This window comes from Micromonospora sp. bgisy143 (assembly GCF_057708145.1).
This window is the reverse complement of record NZ_JBYIRN010000032.1, coordinates 50947-68248: the sequence shown is the minus strand read 5'-3', so window position 1 is coordinate 68248 and position 17302 is coordinate 50947. Positions and strand designations below refer to the sequence as shown.

At 68.0% G+C, this 17302-nt stretch carries 18 protein-coding genes; 6 read left to right on the top strand and 12 right to left on the bottom strand.

Annotated features, from left to right (window positions below; all coding sequences use genetic code 11):
- The first annotated feature begins 347 nt into the window (after positions 1 to 347).
- On the top strand, positions 348 to 3044 hold the full coding sequence (locus AC3EN4_RS27845) for a tetratricopeptide repeat protein (RefSeq protein WP_435209086.1): 2697 nt from the start codon (positions 348 to 350) through the stop codon (positions 3042 to 3044).
- 36 nt (positions 3045 to 3080) lie between these two features.
- On the opposite strand, the gene AC3EN4_RS27840 is transcribed toward AC3EN4_RS27845, so the two are convergent.
- Complete coding sequence (locus tag AC3EN4_RS27840) at positions 3081 to 3752, bottom strand: HNH endonuclease family protein (RefSeq protein ID WP_435209084.1); 672 nt, start codon at positions 3750 to 3752, stop codon at positions 3081 to 3083.
- 281 nt (positions 3753 to 4033) lie between these two features.
- Between AC3EN4_RS27840 and AC3EN4_RS27835 the strand changes: the two genes are divergently transcribed.
- From AC3EN4_RS27835 to AC3EN4_RS27820, 4 genes are all read left to right on the top strand, one after another.
- The gene (locus AC3EN4_RS27835) at positions 4034 to 6820 is read left to right on the top strand and encodes a BTAD domain-containing putative transcriptional regulator (RefSeq protein WP_435209082.1); all 2787 of its coding nucleotides are present in this window, start codon (positions 4034 to 4036) and stop codon (positions 6818 to 6820) included.
- Positions 6817 to 7728 (top strand): DUF2637 domain-containing protein, encoded by a 912-nt coding sequence (locus AC3EN4_RS27830; RefSeq protein ID WP_435209080.1) that lies wholly within the window; start codon positions 6817 to 6819, stop codon positions 7726 to 7728. The genes AC3EN4_RS27835 and AC3EN4_RS27830 overlap by 4 nt, the downstream gene beginning before the upstream one ends.
- Before the next feature lie 366 nt (positions 7729 to 8094).
- Positions 8095 to 8487, top strand: a complete 393-nt coding sequence (locus tag AC3EN4_RS27825; RefSeq protein WP_435209078.1) for a RipA family octameric membrane protein — start codon at positions 8095 to 8097, stop codon at positions 8485 to 8487.
- Positions 8457 to 9506 carry a phosphotransferase enzyme family protein gene (locus AC3EN4_RS27820; protein ID WP_435209077.1) on the top strand — a complete coding sequence of 350 codons (1050 nt, stop codon included), beginning with the start codon at positions 8457 to 8459 and terminating at the stop codon, positions 9504 to 9506. Before AC3EN4_RS27825 ends, AC3EN4_RS27820 begins: the two co-directional genes overlap by 31 nt.
- Here the strand turns inward: AC3EN4_RS27820 and AC3EN4_RS27815 are convergent.
- Positions 9484 to 10155 (bottom strand): HAD family hydrolase, encoded by a 672-nt coding sequence (locus AC3EN4_RS27815; protein ID WP_435209075.1) that lies wholly within the window; start codon positions 10153 to 10155, stop codon positions 9484 to 9486. The two genes, AC3EN4_RS27820 and AC3EN4_RS27815, sit on opposite strands and share 23 nt — an antisense overlap.
- Before the next feature lie 614 nt (positions 10156 to 10769).
- Between AC3EN4_RS27815 and AC3EN4_RS27810 the strand changes: the two genes are divergently transcribed.
- Positions 10770 to 10934 (top strand): hypothetical protein, encoded by a 165-nt coding sequence (locus AC3EN4_RS27810; protein WP_435209073.1) that lies wholly within the window; start codon positions 10770 to 10772, stop codon positions 10932 to 10934.
- A gap of 62 nt (positions 10935 to 10996) precedes the next feature.
- On the opposite strand, the gene AC3EN4_RS27805 is transcribed toward AC3EN4_RS27810, so the two are convergent.
- The 10 genes from AC3EN4_RS27805 to AC3EN4_RS27760 all read right to left on the bottom strand — a co-directional run bounded on the left by AC3EN4_RS27805 (position 10997) and on the right by AC3EN4_RS27760 (position 17071).
- Complete coding sequence (locus AC3EN4_RS27805; protein WP_435209072.1) at positions 10997 to 11641, bottom strand: hypothetical protein; 645 nt, start codon at positions 11639 to 11641, stop codon at positions 10997 to 10999.
- A gap of 209 nt (positions 11642 to 11850) precedes the next feature.
- On the bottom strand, positions 11851 to 12243 hold the full coding sequence (locus AC3EN4_RS27800; RefSeq protein WP_435209070.1) for a hypothetical protein: 393 nt from the start codon (positions 12241 to 12243) through the stop codon (positions 11851 to 11853).
- On the bottom strand, positions 12240 to 12893 hold the full coding sequence (locus AC3EN4_RS27795; RefSeq protein WP_435209068.1) for a hypothetical protein: 654 nt from the start codon (positions 12891 to 12893) through the stop codon (positions 12240 to 12242). The genes AC3EN4_RS27800 and AC3EN4_RS27795 overlap by 4 nt, the downstream gene beginning before the upstream one ends.
- On the bottom strand, positions 12893 to 13327 hold the full coding sequence (locus tag AC3EN4_RS27790; protein ID WP_435209066.1) for a hypothetical protein: 435 nt from the start codon (positions 13325 to 13327) through the stop codon (positions 12893 to 12895). Before AC3EN4_RS27790 ends, AC3EN4_RS27795 begins: the two co-directional genes overlap by 1 nt.
- An 11-nt stretch (positions 13328 to 13338) precedes the next feature.
- Positions 13339 to 13689: a hypothetical protein gene (locus AC3EN4_RS27785; RefSeq protein WP_435209064.1), complete on the bottom strand. Its 351-nt coding sequence runs from the start codon at positions 13687 to 13689 to the stop codon at positions 13339 to 13341.
- Entirely contained in the window at positions 13686 to 14156 is a 471-nt protein-coding gene (locus AC3EN4_RS27780) for a hypothetical protein (RefSeq protein ID WP_435209062.1), read from the bottom strand. The genes AC3EN4_RS27785 and AC3EN4_RS27780 overlap by 4 nt, the downstream gene beginning before the upstream one ends.
- A 90-nt stretch (positions 14157 to 14246) precedes the next feature.
- Positions 14247 to 14726, bottom strand: coding sequence for a hypothetical protein (locus AC3EN4_RS27775; RefSeq protein ID WP_435209061.1), 480 nt, complete (start codon positions 14724 to 14726; stop codon positions 14247 to 14249).
- A gap of 163 nt (positions 14727 to 14889) precedes the next feature.
- Positions 14890 to 15876, bottom strand: a complete 987-nt coding sequence (locus AC3EN4_RS27770) for a DUF932 domain-containing protein (protein WP_435209059.1) — start codon at positions 15874 to 15876, stop codon at positions 14890 to 14892.
- 176 nt (positions 15877 to 16052) lie between these two features.
- Positions 16053 to 16610 carry a hypothetical protein gene (locus AC3EN4_RS27765; protein ID WP_435209058.1) on the bottom strand — a complete coding sequence of 186 codons (558 nt, stop codon included), beginning with the start codon at positions 16608 to 16610 and terminating at the stop codon, positions 16053 to 16055.
- Positions 16607 to 17071 carry a hypothetical protein gene (locus tag AC3EN4_RS27760; protein ID WP_435209056.1) on the bottom strand — a complete coding sequence of 155 codons (465 nt, stop codon included), beginning with the start codon at positions 17069 to 17071 and terminating at the stop codon, positions 16607 to 16609. The genes AC3EN4_RS27765 and AC3EN4_RS27760 overlap by 4 nt, the downstream gene beginning before the upstream one ends.
- Positions 17072 to 17302: the final 231 nt, after the last annotated feature.

The window sequence follows — 17302 nt, the reverse complement described above, 5'->3', positions numbered from 1 at the left end:
GGTGGTGCGCCGATCCGGACGCGAGCGTGGTGCGGCTGCTGGTGGGTGCGGGCGGGGTAGGCAAGACCCGGTTGGGCCAGCACTTCGCCGGCCGGTTGACGGGCTGGGAGTGCTGGCCGGTGGCACCCGGTGGGGAGGCGACGGTCGCCGGGCAGCTTGAGATGGGTGACCGGCCGGGCCGGTTGCTGCTGACGGTGGATTACGCCGAGACCCGTGACCCGCAGGCGTTGGCGCACCTGTTGTGTGTCGCGCAGAGGGCCGGTGGTGTGCGGGTGTTGTTGCTGGCCCGGTCGGCCGGGTTGTGGTGGTCATCGCTGTCGGCGGCGTACCCGTCACAGGCCCATCTGGTGGACGCGTTGACCCTGCCGGCGAATGTCATCGACGTACCGGCTCGTATCGAGGACTACACCCCACAGCAGATCGTGGCCGAGGCGGTGGTGGCGTTCGCCGCCCGGCTGCGTCGCCCTCCACCGGGTGAAGTTCCACTGGGTGGGGTCGGTCCTGATGATCCGGTGTTGCGCCTGCATGCGCAGGCGCTACTAGCGGTGTTGGGCGGACCGCGCGGTGATGAACGGTACGACGTGCTGGCCGAAGTGCTGGGCCATGAGGCCCGGTACTGGCGGCACCGGGCCCGCCGCGACGATCTACCAGGTGCGGGTGCGTCAAATGCCGACGCCGTGTTGCGGCGGCTAGTCGCTGTGGCGGCGCTGCTGGGCGCGGACAACCGTGAGCAGGCCATGGAACTGGTCCGCCGGGTGCCGGGCCTGGGCGGGGCGCAGCCAGAGGTTGTCAACGGGTACGTGGACTGGTTGTACGGTCTGTACCCAGCGGCCGGGACAGGCGGTGTGCTGGGCACCTTGCAACCGGACCTGCTCGCCGAGAACCTGGCGGTCGCGGTCCTGTCCGAAAGCACCCCGGCCGAGCGCAACAGGATCCTGCAAGGGTTGGCCCCCGGTCAGGCGGTCCAGGCATTGACGGTTCTGAGCCGCGCGTGCAGCCACCAGACCGACGCTGCCGAGATGATCGACGTGGCGCTGGCCACGGATTTGCCGGTAATGACCGAGGCCGTGCTCCAGGTCGGCCTCCAGTTCCCCGGAATGCTCGCTTCGCGGGCCACAGTCCTGCTCGTCACGGCCGATCTCGATCCCGACTGGGTCCAGCGGACAGCGCGGCGGGTGCCGTATCCCTCGATCGAGTTCGGCCAGATCGCGGTCGCATTGACCACCCACGCCCTGACTGCCGCATCAGCGGAGACCGAGCCAAACGACCGAGCGTACCTACTGACCAGGCACGCTGTTCGGTTGGCGGAGGTGGGACGGCGGGCCGAGGCGCGCGCCGTCAGCCAGGAAGCCGTCGACCTCTACCGGGAATTGACCAACGGCAACCGCGTCGCCTACCTCCCCGACCTCGCCATGTCGATCAACAACCACGCTCTTCGGTTGGCGGAGGCAGGACGCCGGGCCGAGGCGCTCACCGCCATCCAGGAAGCCGTCGACCTCTACCGGGAATTGACCAACGGCAACCGCGTCGCCTACCTCCCCGACCTCGCCATGTCGATCAACAACCACGCCGTTCAATTGGCGGAGGCAGGACGCCGCGCCGAGGCGCTCACCGCCATCCAGGAAGCCGTCGACCTCTACCGGGAATTGACCAACGGCAACCGCGACGCCTACCTACCCGACCTCGCCACCTCGATCAACAACCACGCCGTTCAATTGGCGGAGGCAGGACGCCGCGCCGAGGCGCTCACCGCCATCCAGGAAGCCGTCGACCTGCGCCGGGAGTTGGCCGACGGCAACCGCGACGCCTACCTCCCCAACCTCGCCATGTCGATGACCAACCACGCTGTTCGGTTGGCGGCGATGGGGCGCCGCGCCGAGGCGCTCGCCGCCAGCCAGGAAGCCGTCGACCTCTACCGGGAACTGGCCAACGGCAACCGCGACGCCTACCTACCCGATCTCGCCACGTCAATGAACAACCACGCTCTTCAGTTGGCGGAGGCAGGACGCCGCGCCGAGGCGCTCACCGCCATCCAGGAAGCCGTCGACCTCTACCGGGAACTGGCCAACGGCAACCGCGACGCCTACCTACCGAACCTCGCCATGTCGATGACCAACCACGCTGTTCGGTTGGCGGAGGCAGGACGCCGCGCCGAGGCGCTCGACGCCAGCCAGGAAGCCGTCGACCTCTACCGGGAACTGGCCAACGGCAACCACGACGCCTACCTCCCCAACCTCGCCATGTCGATCAACAACCACGCCATTCGGTTGGCGGAGGCAGGACGCCGCGCCGAGGCGCTCGACGCCAGCCAGGAAGCCGTCGACCTCTACCGGGAACTGGCCAACGGCAACCACGACGCCTACCTCCCCGACCTCGGCATGTCGATGACCAACCACGCTGTTCGGTTGGCGGAGGCAGGACGCCGGGCCGAGGCGCTCGCCGCCAGCCAGGAAGCCGTCGACCTGCGCCGGGAGTTGGCCGACGGCAACCGCGACGCCTACCTACCGAACCTCGCCACGTCGATCAACAACCACGCCATTCGGTTGGCGGCAGTGGGGCGCCGCGCCGAGGCGCTCGCCGCCAGCCAGGAAGCCGTCGACCTGCGCCGGGAGTTGGCCGACGGCAACCGCGACGCCTACCTACCGAACCTCGCCACGTCGATCAACAACCACGCCATTCGGTTGGCGGAGGCAGGACGCCGCGCCGAGGCGCTCGGCGCCAGCCAGGAAGCCGTCGACCTCTACCGGGAACTGGCCAACGGCAACCGCAACGCCTATCTCCCCAACCTCGCCACGTCCCTGTGGGCCGTCGGATACCTAGCGCGCATTCTCGGAGACACGTCGGAGCAGCTTCTTGATGCAGTTGCCGAAGGGGTGCGGTACTTCGACGAACTCGCAGCCACCGAACCGCAGGCGTTCAGCGCACGCCGAGACGCGGCGGCGTCCACCTTGACCGACCTACAAAACAGCGCCGCCAATCAGCAACCCAAATTGCCACCACCCAGGTCACCCCACGCCGACGAGGCAACTCCCGACACCGCTTAACTGGGAACCCTGAGCTGCCGCTGGCCGATGCTGTGGTCAAGAGCTGCAGGTGTTAAGCATGGCCTGTATCGCCGACTTTTCCGACGATTGCAGCCTTAGGCCCCAGTTGTACTTCACTGCGATCCACATCTTGCTGTACGTGCATCGGTACGACGACAGGGGCGGCTGCCACGTGGACGGGTCTTGGTCGCCCTTGGCCTGGTTGACGTTGTCCGTGACCGCGATCAACTGTGGGTGGCTCAGGTCGTTGGCGAAGCTCTGCCGGCGGCTGGTGGTCCAGGAACTCGCGCCGGACCGCCACGCCTCCGCGAGGGGCACCACGTGGTCGATGTCAACGTCGGAGGCAGCCGACCAGGTCGCTCCGTCGTACGGGCTGTACCAACGCCCTGAGGTGGCCGCGCAGGAACTGTCGACGACCACGGACGTGCCGTCGCGTTTGAGGACCTGCTCCCGGGTGTTGCAGCTACCGCTGATGGTGATCCAGTGCGGGAACAGGTCTCGGGAGTAGCCGCTGGTCGAGCCCTCCGTGGCCACGGTCAACGCGTTGAGCTGCGATTGCGCCGTCGCCTTTGATGGGATGCCCGGTGGCGTGGCGGAGGCCGGCTGCGCGTTGACGCCGACGAGGCCAGCGCTCCCAACGACTACGGCGGCGGCAGCCGCGACGGCATGCACAGCGCGGGGGAAGCGGGCAGGGAGTCGTATCCGCATAGCGGCCTCCTCGACATCGGGATAGACGGCAATCGTCTACAGCGATCATGTCCATCGAAGGGCGTGTCTGTGAAGAGAGGAGGAAGCAGCAACGAATCCACATCGCCACTTCACTCCCCCATGTCGCGAGGAACGGAGGACCGGCAAGGCCGTGACCTGCCGGTGTATGACCGTGTAAGGCCCTGTGAGGTGCTGTTAGCACCAGCATCGGTATCGGCACCGTATCCAGCTCCTACGGTCTGTCTGACCGCCCCTTGCGCACCTCGGGAGGGAGATACGCCATGGCGAGACGAACGTCAGCAATGCTCGTACGCGCCGGCACCGTCGTGCTCGCGCTGGCACCACCGGTACTGCTCTTGCGGTCCAGCTGGACCAGCCCCGGGGTGGTGTCGGCGGACCAGTTACGCGGGTGGCTGAGCCAGCCGCTGAGCGCCGGTTTCCTCGCCTTGCTGGGGCAAGTCGGGGCCTGGCTGCTGTGGCTGCTCCTGGCTGTTGCTATGGCGGAACACACCCACCAATACCTCGCCGACCGCCTGCGCTGGCACGTCGTGCTGCACTTACCCCGGCCACTGCAAACTCTCACGGCCGTGTTGCTCGGCAGCACTGCCGCCACCGCGGTGGCCGCTTTGCCCGCTGCCGCCGACAACACTGCCGCGCTGGACGCCGAGCCGTCATCAGACGCCTCGTCGTCAGTAGGCGAGGGGCGGCTCACTCTCGACGTCCTGGATGCCCCGCTCGCACCCGTATCACGAGTGCCACGCGGGGAAGCTCTGGGAACGCCGCCGGCCCTGACCGTGCCCGTCCGATCCGCCCCGCCACCGGCCCTTCGCCAGGAAGCTGACGCGAACGTGGCTCGTCCCACCCCGGGTGACACGTGCCGAGTCGTCGCCGGAGACAGCTTGTGGGACCTCGCCGCGAAGCATCTCGGCGACCCAGAACGCTGGCGAGAGATCTACACACTCAACCGGGGGCACAAACAGGCTAACGGCTACGCCCTCACCGACCCCGACGAAATCCACGTCGGATGGACACTCGCGCTCCCCGCCCGGGAATCCACACCGGCGCCTGCCCTACCTGATCCCACGGCTCCCACCCCTGGCAGCCCCGACGTCGCGACACCCGGGACAACCGGCCCCGCGCCCACCGAGCCGCCGGCACCACCAGCCAGCGCCGTACCGGCCCCCGAGCCCACAACAACGAGTACGCCGAGGCCGCACGACCCCGCACCGAGCACACCAGACGCCCCTGCCGACGGTGCGGCGTCCGCCTCCGAATCGCGCCGAGATCAGCCAGGGGACGAGGCGAGGATCGCACTGCCAACGCAGGGCTGGATCAGCCTCGGCTTGGCCGCCGCCATCGCCGCCGTGGCCGCGCTGCTGCGTCTCCACCGACGCCGCCACGCCCGACTGATATTCGGGACACCGGTCAGCCCGGCTCCGCAGCTCACTTCGATGCCGCCGGCTCTCAATCACGCCGCAATTGCCCTCAGCAGCGAGTTCAGCACCGCCGTCGGTGGCCATCGCCGAGCCAGCCCCGCCGTGCCAGCTCCGGTCGGTGTCGACTTGGAGGGCAACGAGGTGAGCCTTTTGAACCTGCCCGGACCTGGCCTTGCCCTCACGGGAGAAGGCGCCATCCCAGCAGTCCGCGCCGTCCTCGCCGCTGTCCTCACCACGGGCGTCACCGACAGCCCCACCGCCCGCCCGGTAGTCGTCACCACAGCCGAACTACTCGCTCGACTTTTGCCCCCGGGCGCCCCGCTGGTCGGACTGGACCCCGACGACACCGCCTACGACGGAGAACGTCTCATCGTGCTCGCCGACATCGCTGCGGCCATCACCCACGCCGAGGAGGAGATGATCGGCCGACGCCGGCTGCTGGACACCTTCAACGCCGAGACGATCACCGACCTCAACGCCCGCACCAACCACGCCGAGACACAACCGCCGTACGTGCTGCTCATCGACTCCAGCCCCCGGCACGCTGCCCGCCTCCAGGCCGTCGCCACCCACCGCGCCGCCCTGGACCTACACCCCGTCATCCTCGGCCCACACGACGGCATCCCCAAGCTAGAGATCACCGCCGAGGGCACCACCACCGGCGACGAACCGCATTCGGTGACCCGGCTGTCCACCCTCGGCGCGAACGACCTCGCCACCATCCTCGCCATGCTTACCGACGCGATAGCCCGTCCCGAGGCCGGCGCTGACGTCGACGACCCGGCCGCCGAGACCTCACCGGCCGCGGTGACCGTCGAGACGAACGAGCCGGTACCGGTCCAGCCCGACGACGCGGCAGCCCTGGTCCGACTCCGGGTGCTCGGCCCGGTCACCGTCGCCACCGACGCCGGTCCGATCGCCACCGGAATGCGCAGCGGCTCCTACACCACGCTCGCCGTCCTCGCCGCCCACCCCGCCGGCCGCACCCTCGACCAGCTCGCCGCCGACCTGCACCCCGACGTCGACCCGACCGCCGCCGTCAAACGCGTCCGAACCGACATCACCTCCGCCCGGCGGGTGCTGCGCGCCGCCACCGGCCACGAGGAACCCATGTTCATCGTTTACGACCCGGCCACCAGCCGGTACCAGCTCGACCCCGAGACCGTCACCGTGGACCTCTGGCAGATGCTCACCGCCATCGACCAGGCCACCAGCAGCGACGACGACGGGGTGATGATGCTGGCCACGCTGCGCCGGGCGGCCGAGCTGTACGGGGGCGACTTCGCCGAAGGCCACGACCACACCTGGGCCACCGACTACGCCACCAGCTATCGCCATCAGATCCTCACCGCTTACGCCCGCATCGCCGAAATCCTCGAACCCGACCACCCCGACCAAGCCATCGCCACCCTCGAACGCGCTTCCGACCTGGACCCGGTCAACGAGGAGCTGTACCAGCGGATTATGCGCATCCATGGCAGGCAGCAGCGACCCGACGCCGTGCGGCGCACGCTACGCCGGCTGGAGGAACGTCTCGCGGACCTCGGCGACGCCGAGCCGTCCCAGGCCACCCGCCGCGTCGCCGAACGGCAGCTCCGACCCGTCGCCCCGACCAGCGGAGGACGGTCATGAACGACAGCCGGCTCCAGCGGATGCAATGGGCCGTGCGAGCGACCCTCACCCTCGGCGTGGCCGCCTCGGTCACCGCGAACATCCTGCACGCACAAGCCAACCCGATCTCCCAGGCCATCGCGGCATGGCCACCGCTTGCCCTGCTGATCACCGTCGAGCTGGTCACCCGGGTACCCGTGCACCGGCGCTCACTCGGCGCCATTCGAGTCGTCGCCGCCTCAGCCATCGCCGCCATCGCCGCCTGGATCAGCTATCACCACATGGTCGGAGTCGTCGCCCGATACGGCGAGACCGGCACCGTGCCCTACCTTCTCCCACTCTCGGTGGACGGGCTGATCATCGTCGCGTCAGTCTCGCTCGTGGAACTCTCCGCCCGCCGCCGCAAAGCCGAACACCAGCCGCACGCCGTCCTAGCCGAGGTACCAGCGGCACCATCATCGGCCGAACGCGCCGCAGCCGCGCCTGTCCAGCCCACTCCCGACACCAACGAAATTCCACCACCCGATCGGCGACCGCCACCCGAGCGTCCTCCAGTCGACCTCGATGTCGACAGGTTGCGTCCCGATGAGGCCCCTGACGCCGCCGAACACCCGGATGGCGACCACGAATCAGATGCAAACGAGACCGGACACGACCTCGGCACGGAATCTCACGACGACGACTCGTCCGACGACACAGACGATGCCCATGTGGACCTTGCCCCGGATCTAGTACCAGTGCTGCCCGCCGCCCGCGCCGCCCGTGACGAGCTGATCCGCGAAGGCCAGACCGTCAGCCGCGATGCACTCGCGCGCCGCATACGCCAGAACGGCCACTCGATCCGCAACAGCGCCGTGTCGGAACTTCTCGCCACGCTGCGGCAAGAGACGCGTTCGGTCAGCGGCTCTCGCCCCACCGCATCCCTATGACGTGCCATCAACAGCTCATCGCACACGATCAGATACGCGAGGAGGCCGCGATACATGATCACGCGATTCTCGGTACGTCCGGACCGAACGCGGCCGGCTCCGAGCGAACGAGCCGACGCACCTGGATGACCCTGACCAAGCTGTCGGTACTCGCCGAGCCACCGCCATTGACAGGTTTCCTCGTGCTGCACCACGTCACCGCCGGCCGCCACAAAAGATCATAGCTTCACGAGCACGGATTCGATCGAGCCTTCTGTTGCGCAGGATGTGTAACCTGAGGCGGACTGGCTCAGCGGCGATCGGGTCCGTCGGGAATGATCTGCAACGTGCTGCTGCCGTAGTCTCGGCCCGGCAGAAGGGGGCGCAATGGAACCTCGCACGGAAGACCGAATTTGGACGCATCGCCAGAATCTCAACACAGACTTTAACGCCTTCTCGAACTACTTCCTGTTGGCACAGTCGATCTTACTAGCGATGGTAGGCACGGGGATCTCGGGGAAGCAGCATTCCCCTGTCTTTCTACCGCTAACCGCCCTCGGGTTCCTTTTGACGGCTACCTGGGCATACGTACTGGCGAAGCAGAAATTTGTCCTCGACCAAGCAAAGGCGCGATGTTCGGAGCTGTTCAAGGATTATCGTGATCTCCGAGCCCAGCGGAGCGACCGGCGCTGGTTGTTCTCGAATACCGCAATCCTGGCTTATCTCATTCCCGGAACCTTCGCGTTCGCATGGATCATGATGGGGATAGCCCAATTGTGAGCAGAGGGAAGGATGTGACCCCTCTTCCCCGGACGAGAAGCCGCCGAGGCCGAGTTATCGACTTCGCAGCCATTCTCGCCGAGGCGCCATCGTTCTTGCAGACTGCACTCGGGGGCGAGCCCCCCGAAGTCACCTCGTTGCACTCGGGGGTATCGTCAGCCAACTTCCTTGTGTCCCACAGCACGGGCCTGTACGTTCTCCGGCTGGAGGCATTCCGGGAGATGGCGGATATCGAGCTGGACATCGCGGTCATCGAGGCCTGTCGTCAGGCCGGCGTGTCCGTCATCCCGTCCCCAATCATGCTCGAAGAATGGAACGGTTTTCCCACACTGCTGCGCCCGTACGTCGAGGGCATGACACTCAAAGAGGCGCGGGCGCTAGACGCGGCCAGCGTGCGGGCGGCCGGGAGGGAGCTCGGCCGCATTCACGCCACGCCGCAGCACCCCAACCGGGAGTGGTTCTACGAAAGAGCAGTGACCGAACCCGGAGGGATACGATCTAGCGGCTTGGACGCCGCACCCGCCGCTCGGCACGCAATCATGAGACTACAACCAAAGATGCAGGAACTTTTCGATGCCGGACGAGGCTTGGTGCATTCCGATTTTAAGGCCGACAATCTGGTACTCAGCCAAGATCGGATAGTGGTGCTGGACTGGGAAAAGGCCACCGCCGGCCCTCAGCTCTTTGACCTTGCCCTGGCGGTCTTTCATCTCCTCGCGGTTGAAGACCGGAAGATTGCCTCCATTGGCGCTCGCGCTTTTGTCGCCGGCTACTTGGGAGAGAACCCGCCGGGAGGCGAGTTCTTGGCCGACCTGCCATCCGCAGTACTCTACTCGGCAAGCATATTTTACCTAATAGACTTGGAGATCGCCTCGCGAACGGTCCGTGCCCGGGACCCTAGCACCATCGATCTAAGGCACCTTCTCTATTACCGAAGCTACTGCCTTCCCGCGTACTCTCGTCTGATTGAACGGTCGTCCTGGGTTGCGCGCGCTCTCAATATTGGCTCGGCACCTTGATGACGAGATCCGCCGACACCTGAGACAGGTCATTCAGGCTGTGTTGGATCCCTATCGTGCGCGCGCCGAGTGAACTGGCCAGCCTGAGATAGTCCGCACTGTCTTCGACGACCAACGGGCAGCGGTGTCGCGCAAGCACACTGGATAGGCGCTCCTTCTTCGTGTGCAGTGCGGACGATTCCGGCGACCCCGCACAATAGATCGCGGCGAACCGCTGACCAAGTTTCCAGGTCTGCAGAAGGTTCCAAATGTTCCGATAACTCCCCGAACTCACCACAAAATTGGCCACGCCAAGCTCATCGGCCTCATCCAGCATGGGGCTGACGTAAAATGCGGGCGCCAACGTTGACGTCGCGAGTTCGAGGTATATCTTCGACCTCGCCGTCGCTAGTTCGTCCAGAGTGCTCCGCAAGCGGTGCTCAGCAGACAGGTCTTCCCAGATCTCCCGTTCACTGCGACCGACATAACCCCTGAAGAAGTCGCCAACCGGCTGCACGCCCAATCGCTCCAGCATAAGTCGGAAAGATTCACCCTGAGTGGGTTCGGTATCTGCGACGACGCCATCGAAGTCCCAGATCACGCCGTCGCATTCCCGGAGCAGCCGCCATACTTCGAGTGGCACACGCACGCGATCGCCGTTCAACGTCATGACACCTCCATCGATTGAACTTAGGTGTGACCGTTCGGTCGAACTTGTTGTAAAGCATACGTGCACGCGCAAATTCACCAGGATGTCGTTGTAGCCACCAAGCGGTAGGTGATGGCGTTGACGGTGCCCCAACTGACGGCAGTCGCGCGTATCGCCAAGCCGCTCATACGACTCTTCGCGGCGGATATGCAGGGGTCGTAGTAGTCGCCGAACCAGACATCATCCGGCAAAGGCGACTCGGTTTGCCGCGCAAATCACATGCATGCTCATCGGCATGAGCTAACGTCGCGGCCGACAGCCGCCCATCGAGTTGGTCGTGCGCCCCTAGACAACTCCGTGAGCCGCTGATCGGTCTTGTCGGGTCGTGGTCGGTGTCAGGCGAGTTCGACCGGCCTTGCGGCCGATGCTGGGCGGGTATGCCCGGAGCATGCTGACGGCATCGCCGCCCTGCTCCGCGCCGCCGAGGCCGCCATTCGAGACGACGCCCCGCAGAGCTTCAGTCGTAGCCCTGGCCTGGGACGGGCGGCGGTCTTGATCGCACCGTCGAGGTCAGCGTGGATAGGCACGGGTGCACGAACCGGCACCATGCCGAACGTTGCCAGAAGGGACCACACATGACCGACCGGAAACACGGCCTCCGCACGATCGAGGTCGCTGACGACGTGTACGACGTCCTGAAGCGCACCGCCGACAGCCGAGACACCGACATCAACGGCGCGTTGAGCTACCTGATGGAGGTTCCGACGCCTCAGGCCGCTGCCGAGGACGACGAGGACTAGACAGCTCGCAGTACAGGTGCCGCCGAGGCCGGGATGCCGGGTTTCGGCGGCACCTGTGGCTCTCAGGCCGTTTGCCCGGAAGAGGTGTCGCTCGTGGTGTAAGCGGCGGCGATCAGCCGTTGCGCGGTGCGTTGGGTGATGCCGAGCTGCCGAGCCAGCGCGACACCGAGGCCGCGCAGCTTCCGCCCGGTCCGGTCGGCCTCGGCCAAGAGCGCGATCGCTGACGGAAGTCGAGGGTCATCGGCGTACGGGTGCGGTTTGCGGGCACCGGGTGTGCCGGGGGTGCGGCCGGTGGACTGTCGCCCCGTACGGGCGTCGGCCACCGCCCATACGGTGCGCCGGAACCACAGTCGGCGCATCCGCCCATCCGGCAGCGCGTCAAGCCGGTCAGGCTGGTCGTACAGGGTGTCCGGCAGGTTGCGATACGAGCTGTAGCCGAGGACTTTCGCCGCCTGTCCCGAGCCGATGAGGTCCTCCGGGTTGCCGCGGCGGTCGACCTTCGTCAGCTCGGCACGTTTCGCGGCCTGGTGCGCGGCGTGGAACGCCTCGATGTCGTCGAGCCAGAACCAGTCGCGGCCGTCATGGCGGAAGCTTTCGGGGAAGCCGAAGCGGGCGCGGTGGCGGTGCCAGTGGTTGACCGTGGAGTACGCCGCCTCGGTATGCGCGCCGACGGCCGCCCGGTCGAGGGCCTGCCGTCCACCGATCATGCGTCGTGCCACGCTGCCATCCTCCCTCGGGGTAACTCGCTGCGGCGCCGCGTGGTCGAAGCGGGTGCGCTCTTCGCCGTAGGATCGGCGACGCGCCCGACCCGGGTGGAGGCGGTCGTGTGGTCCGCAGGCGGCCCGGGTGGGTGAGGTGGCCGGCGGGATCGCAACTCACCCTCGGGTGTGCCCGCCGGCCACCGACCCACCCGGGTCTACACGTGCGGGCGCAGCAGCCGCCACGCCACCTGCGCCATCCGGTCGACGCGCAGCGCGGCCAGTTTCACCCGCGTAGCGGGTTTCAGCGCGTCGTAAACGGCCAGGATCGCGGCGGCGGTCGTCATGTCCACCAACACCCCGTCGATCTTGCGGCAGTTGCCGCGTGTGACCTCGCGCAGCACCTCGATCATGCGGGGATCACCTGCGGTGGCGTCGTCGGGAAGCGCGTCGAACTCGACCTGTCCCTCGCAGTCGGGGCAGGTGACGAGGTGCGGGTCGTCGGTGATGCGGGTCAGCGGTCCGTCGTCGGCTGCGCAGACCGCGCCGAGGCGGCGTCGGGCCTTCGCGTGGGTGAACGCCGGCCGTTGGTTCCGTGAGGTGTCGGTCATGAGGTCGTCTCCGTGCCCGGCCAGAGGCCGAGAGGATGGCCGGGAATGATGCGGCCTCGTCCGGGCGCGAGGGTGTCGAATACCTCGGAGTAGGTGGCCTGCAGCTCCCCGCGAACGCGTACGAGGTGTTTGCCTCGGGTGAGCTTGGCGGGCAGTGCGTCGACCACGCGGCGGATCAGTCCGTAGAGGTCGCGGGCCTCGATGAGGTCGGCGCAGCCGTGGCAAGCGGGCCACCGTTCACCCCAAGCTTGAGTGACAGCGTGCTCGGTGTCGGTGCGGCGTACCCGGGCCGCTGCGTGCCGAGACCGGTAGTCGCTGACGCTGATGACTCGCGCGGTGACGCGTCGGTGCTCGCTGAGTTGGTTGGCGCATCGGTAGATCCAGGCCGCGTCGGGCGCGGAGCAGAAGTCGCACTCGATGATCGGGTCCGGGATCTCGGTGACGGCTACCGGCTCGGGGTCGTGGTCGCCGTTGTCGCCGCGATTGTTGGCGTGCTGGTACGTCACCACGCCGAGGCCGTTGATACGGATGCTGACGCCTCGTCGGCAGCGTCGGCAGTACGGCGACTCCATCAGCGGCGCCGTGGTGGAGCCGGGCGCATCTCGCCCAATTGGCTCCCCGGACCGGTCGGTCTGCGGACGGTACGGCATCACTGGTCACCCCCGCCCTGGTTGCGGGTGTTCGGCGAGCCGGTCTCGGCGACGCCAGCGGTGCCGGACGGGTTGAGGGTCAGCCCTAGGCGTAGCCGGCTGAGGTCGACCAGTCGCCGGATCAGGCTCACGGTGCCAACGCTGAGGTCGGGGTCGTAGTCGTGGGCGATGCGGCAGGCGTCGCGCAAGGCCACACAAGCGGTGGTGAAGGCGGCCTCCAGGGCGGCGTGGTCGTCGGCGCGGGTGCACCTGGCGACGTCATCGGCCGGGAAGGTGCGCTCGATGCCGCCGGGAAAGCGCAGCGTGTAGCGGCGTGCGTAGGTGGTGTGCGGAGTGGAGTAAGTGACGTCAGTGACAGTGCCGAGGCGGTGTTCGGTGGCGTCGGCGGGGGTGATGACGCGGGCGGTGTCGCCGTATTCCATGGAGCGGTACATCGGTGCTCCGTTCAGAGGCCGGGGTGGGAGGGGTTGGTGGTGTGGTCGGTCTCGCCGTAGCCGTTGATCTCGAGAGCGATGAGCCGGTCGTCGGTCTCGGTGGTGTCGGCGTGCAGGTAGAGGTCGACGGCGCGGCGTTTGACGCCGATGGAGACGCCGTGCACGTCGAGGACGACGTAGGCGGTGCGGTCGCCGGGCTCGCCGGGGTAGACCCGCAGGTTGAGCCGGGTCAGCACCTCGACGCAGACAGGGTCGACCGTGCCGAGCTTGGCGAGCGCGTCCGCGAGCTGCTGACCGTCGAGGGTGCGCTGGCTGTCGCCGATGCCGTCGGTGTTTTCGGAGGGGTCGATGAAGGTCGTCATGCCGGCTTCCCGTTCTCGCCGCCCGCCTCGGGCTCCGCGGTGGAGTCGAGGGTGGGTGGGAAGGTGGCGATGGTCTCGCCCAGGACGCCGCCGCCGAGTTGGTCGGTCAGGGCCGCGAGGCCGATGAGGGCGGTGCCGAGGGCGACGGCTTGCGTCGGGGTACAGCGCACGCGGACGAGGGAGCCGTGGCCGGTGCGGGCGCGGACCTCGACGTGGCGCCGCCGCCAGAGCGCGGCGGGCTGCTCGGTGTCCGGCTCGGCGATGACGGTTCCGCGCAGGGCCTCGCGCAGCGAGGCGCGGAGGAACTCACCTCGGCGCATGGCAACCGCCTCCCAGCGTGTTGCCGTGTTCGTGAGGACGGTGCGCTCGTCGCCGGTGGCGCTGGCCGCGAGTGCGCGGGCGCGTTCGGCTTTGCCGGTCGCCTCAGCGAATTCGACGGCGACGTTGAACAGGTGTTCGGGTCTCATGGGTGCTCCGCGATGATGTCGAGGGGATGCCGCCGGGGCGTGCCGCGCGGCCCGGGGTGTGACCGTGGCCGCGCGGCACGTCACGGGCGGTCAGGGATGGGCAGGCGGTGGCCCGGCGGCACCGTCCGAGGTGGCCGGTGCACCGGCGGTCCCGTCCGCGTTAAAGGGCGGTGCGGCCTTGACGTGGGGTAGGCCGGGGTCGAGTTTCTGGCCGCTGCGGTCGAGGCTGAGCGCCCCGTACGCGGTCAGGTGCGCGCCGACGGCGAGGGCCTGCACGCCGGTGAGCAGCACGACGAGTCGGCGGCCCTCCGTGCTGTAGGTGTGCAGCTCGACGTGGCCGTTGGTCAGCGGCCGGACCGGCAGGAACCGCTCGACCGTCGCCCCGCCGGGTGCGGTCGCCCAGATTGCCGAGCAGAGTGCGTTCCACTGCTCGTTGACGAGGGCTTCCCACTGCTCGGCGCGGGCGATCAGGTGGGCGTGTTCGGCCTCGCTGGTCGAGCGTTCTGCCATCGCGCGGGCGACCTCAGCTGCCGCGAAGTGGGCGGACACCCGGTTGGCCAGCCCGATCATCGAGGTGGCCGTCGGCTCCGAAGCATGCAGGGGCGTAGCGGCGGGCTCCGGCGCTGGCAGGGCCGTAGGAGCAGGCGCGGTAGGGACAGCTGCGGTACCGGTGGCAGGGTGCTCGCCGGTACCGGGGCCGGGCGTGGTGACCCGGCCCCCGTGCCGGGCCACGTCAGACCGCCAGCAGCTCGAACGCGCGGACCTTGAGGTCCGCACCGGCACCGGTCAGCGCCCGCGTCGCGCGGGCGAGGTCAGTCTTGGCAGGCGCGAAGTGATCCACGTACTCGGTGATGGCCTGGAAGCCGGCCCACCGGGTGCCCTTGATCGCCTTCTGCGTGTCCGCGTCGCGGATGAGGTAGCGCAGCGTGGCCGTGCGCTGCTTCGCGTTGTTCTTCGCCACGTCGGAGGCGTCGGGCGCGACAGGCCAAACCTGCGCGACGATCTTCTCGAACTCACCCATGGTCAACGACTCGTTGATCATCTTTTCGGCTTCGGTCTCGAAGTCGCCGAACGCCTTCCACATCAGGCCGAGGGCCTGCCGAGCCTCGGCGATCTTGCTGGTGACATTCGAGGTGTGCCGGAACGTGTACGAGCTGACCGACCGGGCGAAGGCCAGGTTCTGCGTGTTCTTACAGACGATCCGCACGGGGGTCGCATCGAGGCGCAGGGCGGCGGTGCCGTCGTGGGAGGTGGTGGCCGCAAGGTACAGGTCCAGGTCGTCCACCCCGGCGATCTGCATCGCGGTGGGCAGCTTCATGGTGACGAAGACCGAGCGTCCCTTGCGCATCGAGCCGGCGGTCTCGAAGTGCGCGCCGGAGGCGTCGACCAGGAGGTTGAGGGTCTCCGCGACCTGCTCGTTCTGGACCACGCTGTAGTCCTCACCGACCACGCCGAGATACTCCGTCTCACCGGTCGCGGGGTTGGTGCGGACGGTCATGTACTTGTCGGTGCAGTCGACCTTCGTCACGCCCCGCTCGGTGACCTCGATGCCCTGAAGGGCGATCTTGCGGACCTCCCACCCGCCGAGCCACGCCTTGCTCATGACCTCCTCGGCGGTCATGCACTCGTCGGCCACAGTGCCGAGCTGATGCCAGGCGGTGACCCGCGCGGAGGCGAACGCCGTCTGGCCGTTCGCGAGAGTTTCGAGTTCGTGTGCCACGGTGGCACCCCTTCCGGTTCGTGTGGTTTCGGGCGGGCGGTGCGGCCGGGGGTCGCAATCCCCCGGGCCGCGCCGTCAGAAGCAATGGTTCCTACCCTCCACGGGTCGATCAAGGCGATCGGGTGGAGTCGATGAAGGTTTCTGCGGCGAATCTGACGCCCGCCGCCGGGCGCGGCCTACCGGGTGTTGGCGACCGGGCGTAGCCGGCCGTCCGGGCCATACACGTACGCGTAAACGGTTTTGAACGGGGCCGGTAGGTACACGGTGAACCCCTGTTCGGGGATAAACCGGGTCCGGTAGGAGCGTGTGACACCGATCAGGTACCGGTCGGGTTTGTCCCCGTGCGATCCGGGCGGAATGATGCCGGCCCCGGGCCGGTCCGCGGGGGCGCGGCGGTGCCGCCCGAGCGCGATGTGCGGGCACAGCGACAAGGCGGCGCTCATGCACTCGGGGTGCCCCGGCGGGTCCGCGTAGCGCATCAACTCAACGGCCCGAGGCCCACCGAGGAACGCCACCCAGTACCCCATCGGCTCACCGCACAGCGAGCACCGGCGCTCGATGGCGAGGCGGGTCGAGGTGGTGGTGTTGATCGTGGTGAAGTCCACGTGCGACCCGCCGCCGGTCGGGTCGGGGTGAATGTTGACCGGTGGGATAGGCAGACCGCGCCGTGCGTCGCGGGGACGCGCGACCAGCGCGCGCGGCAACCCTGGCACCTCGCCGGACGGGTACCTCATGATCGGCCGTCCACCGGTCCGGGGCGACTGTCGCGGATGACGAGTCCCGGGTTGACCGCGCGCACGAGACGGGCCACCTCGTCCCAACCGGCCGCATTGAACACATGCACGTCGGCCGGCACCTGCGCAACCCGCAACATCGTCAGGACGTCACCGGCGCTGTCCGCGTCGTCGAACACGATCAGGAGGTCCACGCCGAGGATCGCGTAGACCCGGCCGTGCTCGGGCGGCCACGACAGCGATGCGGCGCATTGGTGCCCGGCGAGCCACTGGCCGATGAGGCTGGCCGGGTCGCCGTCCGGGGTATCGGTGTCGTAGCCCTCGCCGTCGAGCCACGCGAGGTGATCGGTGACGGTCCAATCGGGGTGAGCGAACCACGTCTGCCGGACGGCTTGCCATAGGGTCAGCCGGGCCGGTGCGCCCACCGGGTCGGCCGGTTGCGACCCGTTCGGACCGGGCACCGGGCACAGTGGCGTGCCGTCGGTGTGTGACGCGCCGGGACGTGCGGCGAACCCGTTCAGGGGCCAGTCACGCGGCGGCACCAGCCGGGCCGGTTGCTCGCATTCCGGGCAGCGCAGCGACCCCGGGCCGGTTGTCTGCCCGTGGTCGGGGTGAACGTGCGGGGTGGTCATCGGTCGTCGTCCCTTCCGTTATTGGGGGCGTGCGGATGCCGGGGCCGGGCATGGTGCCCC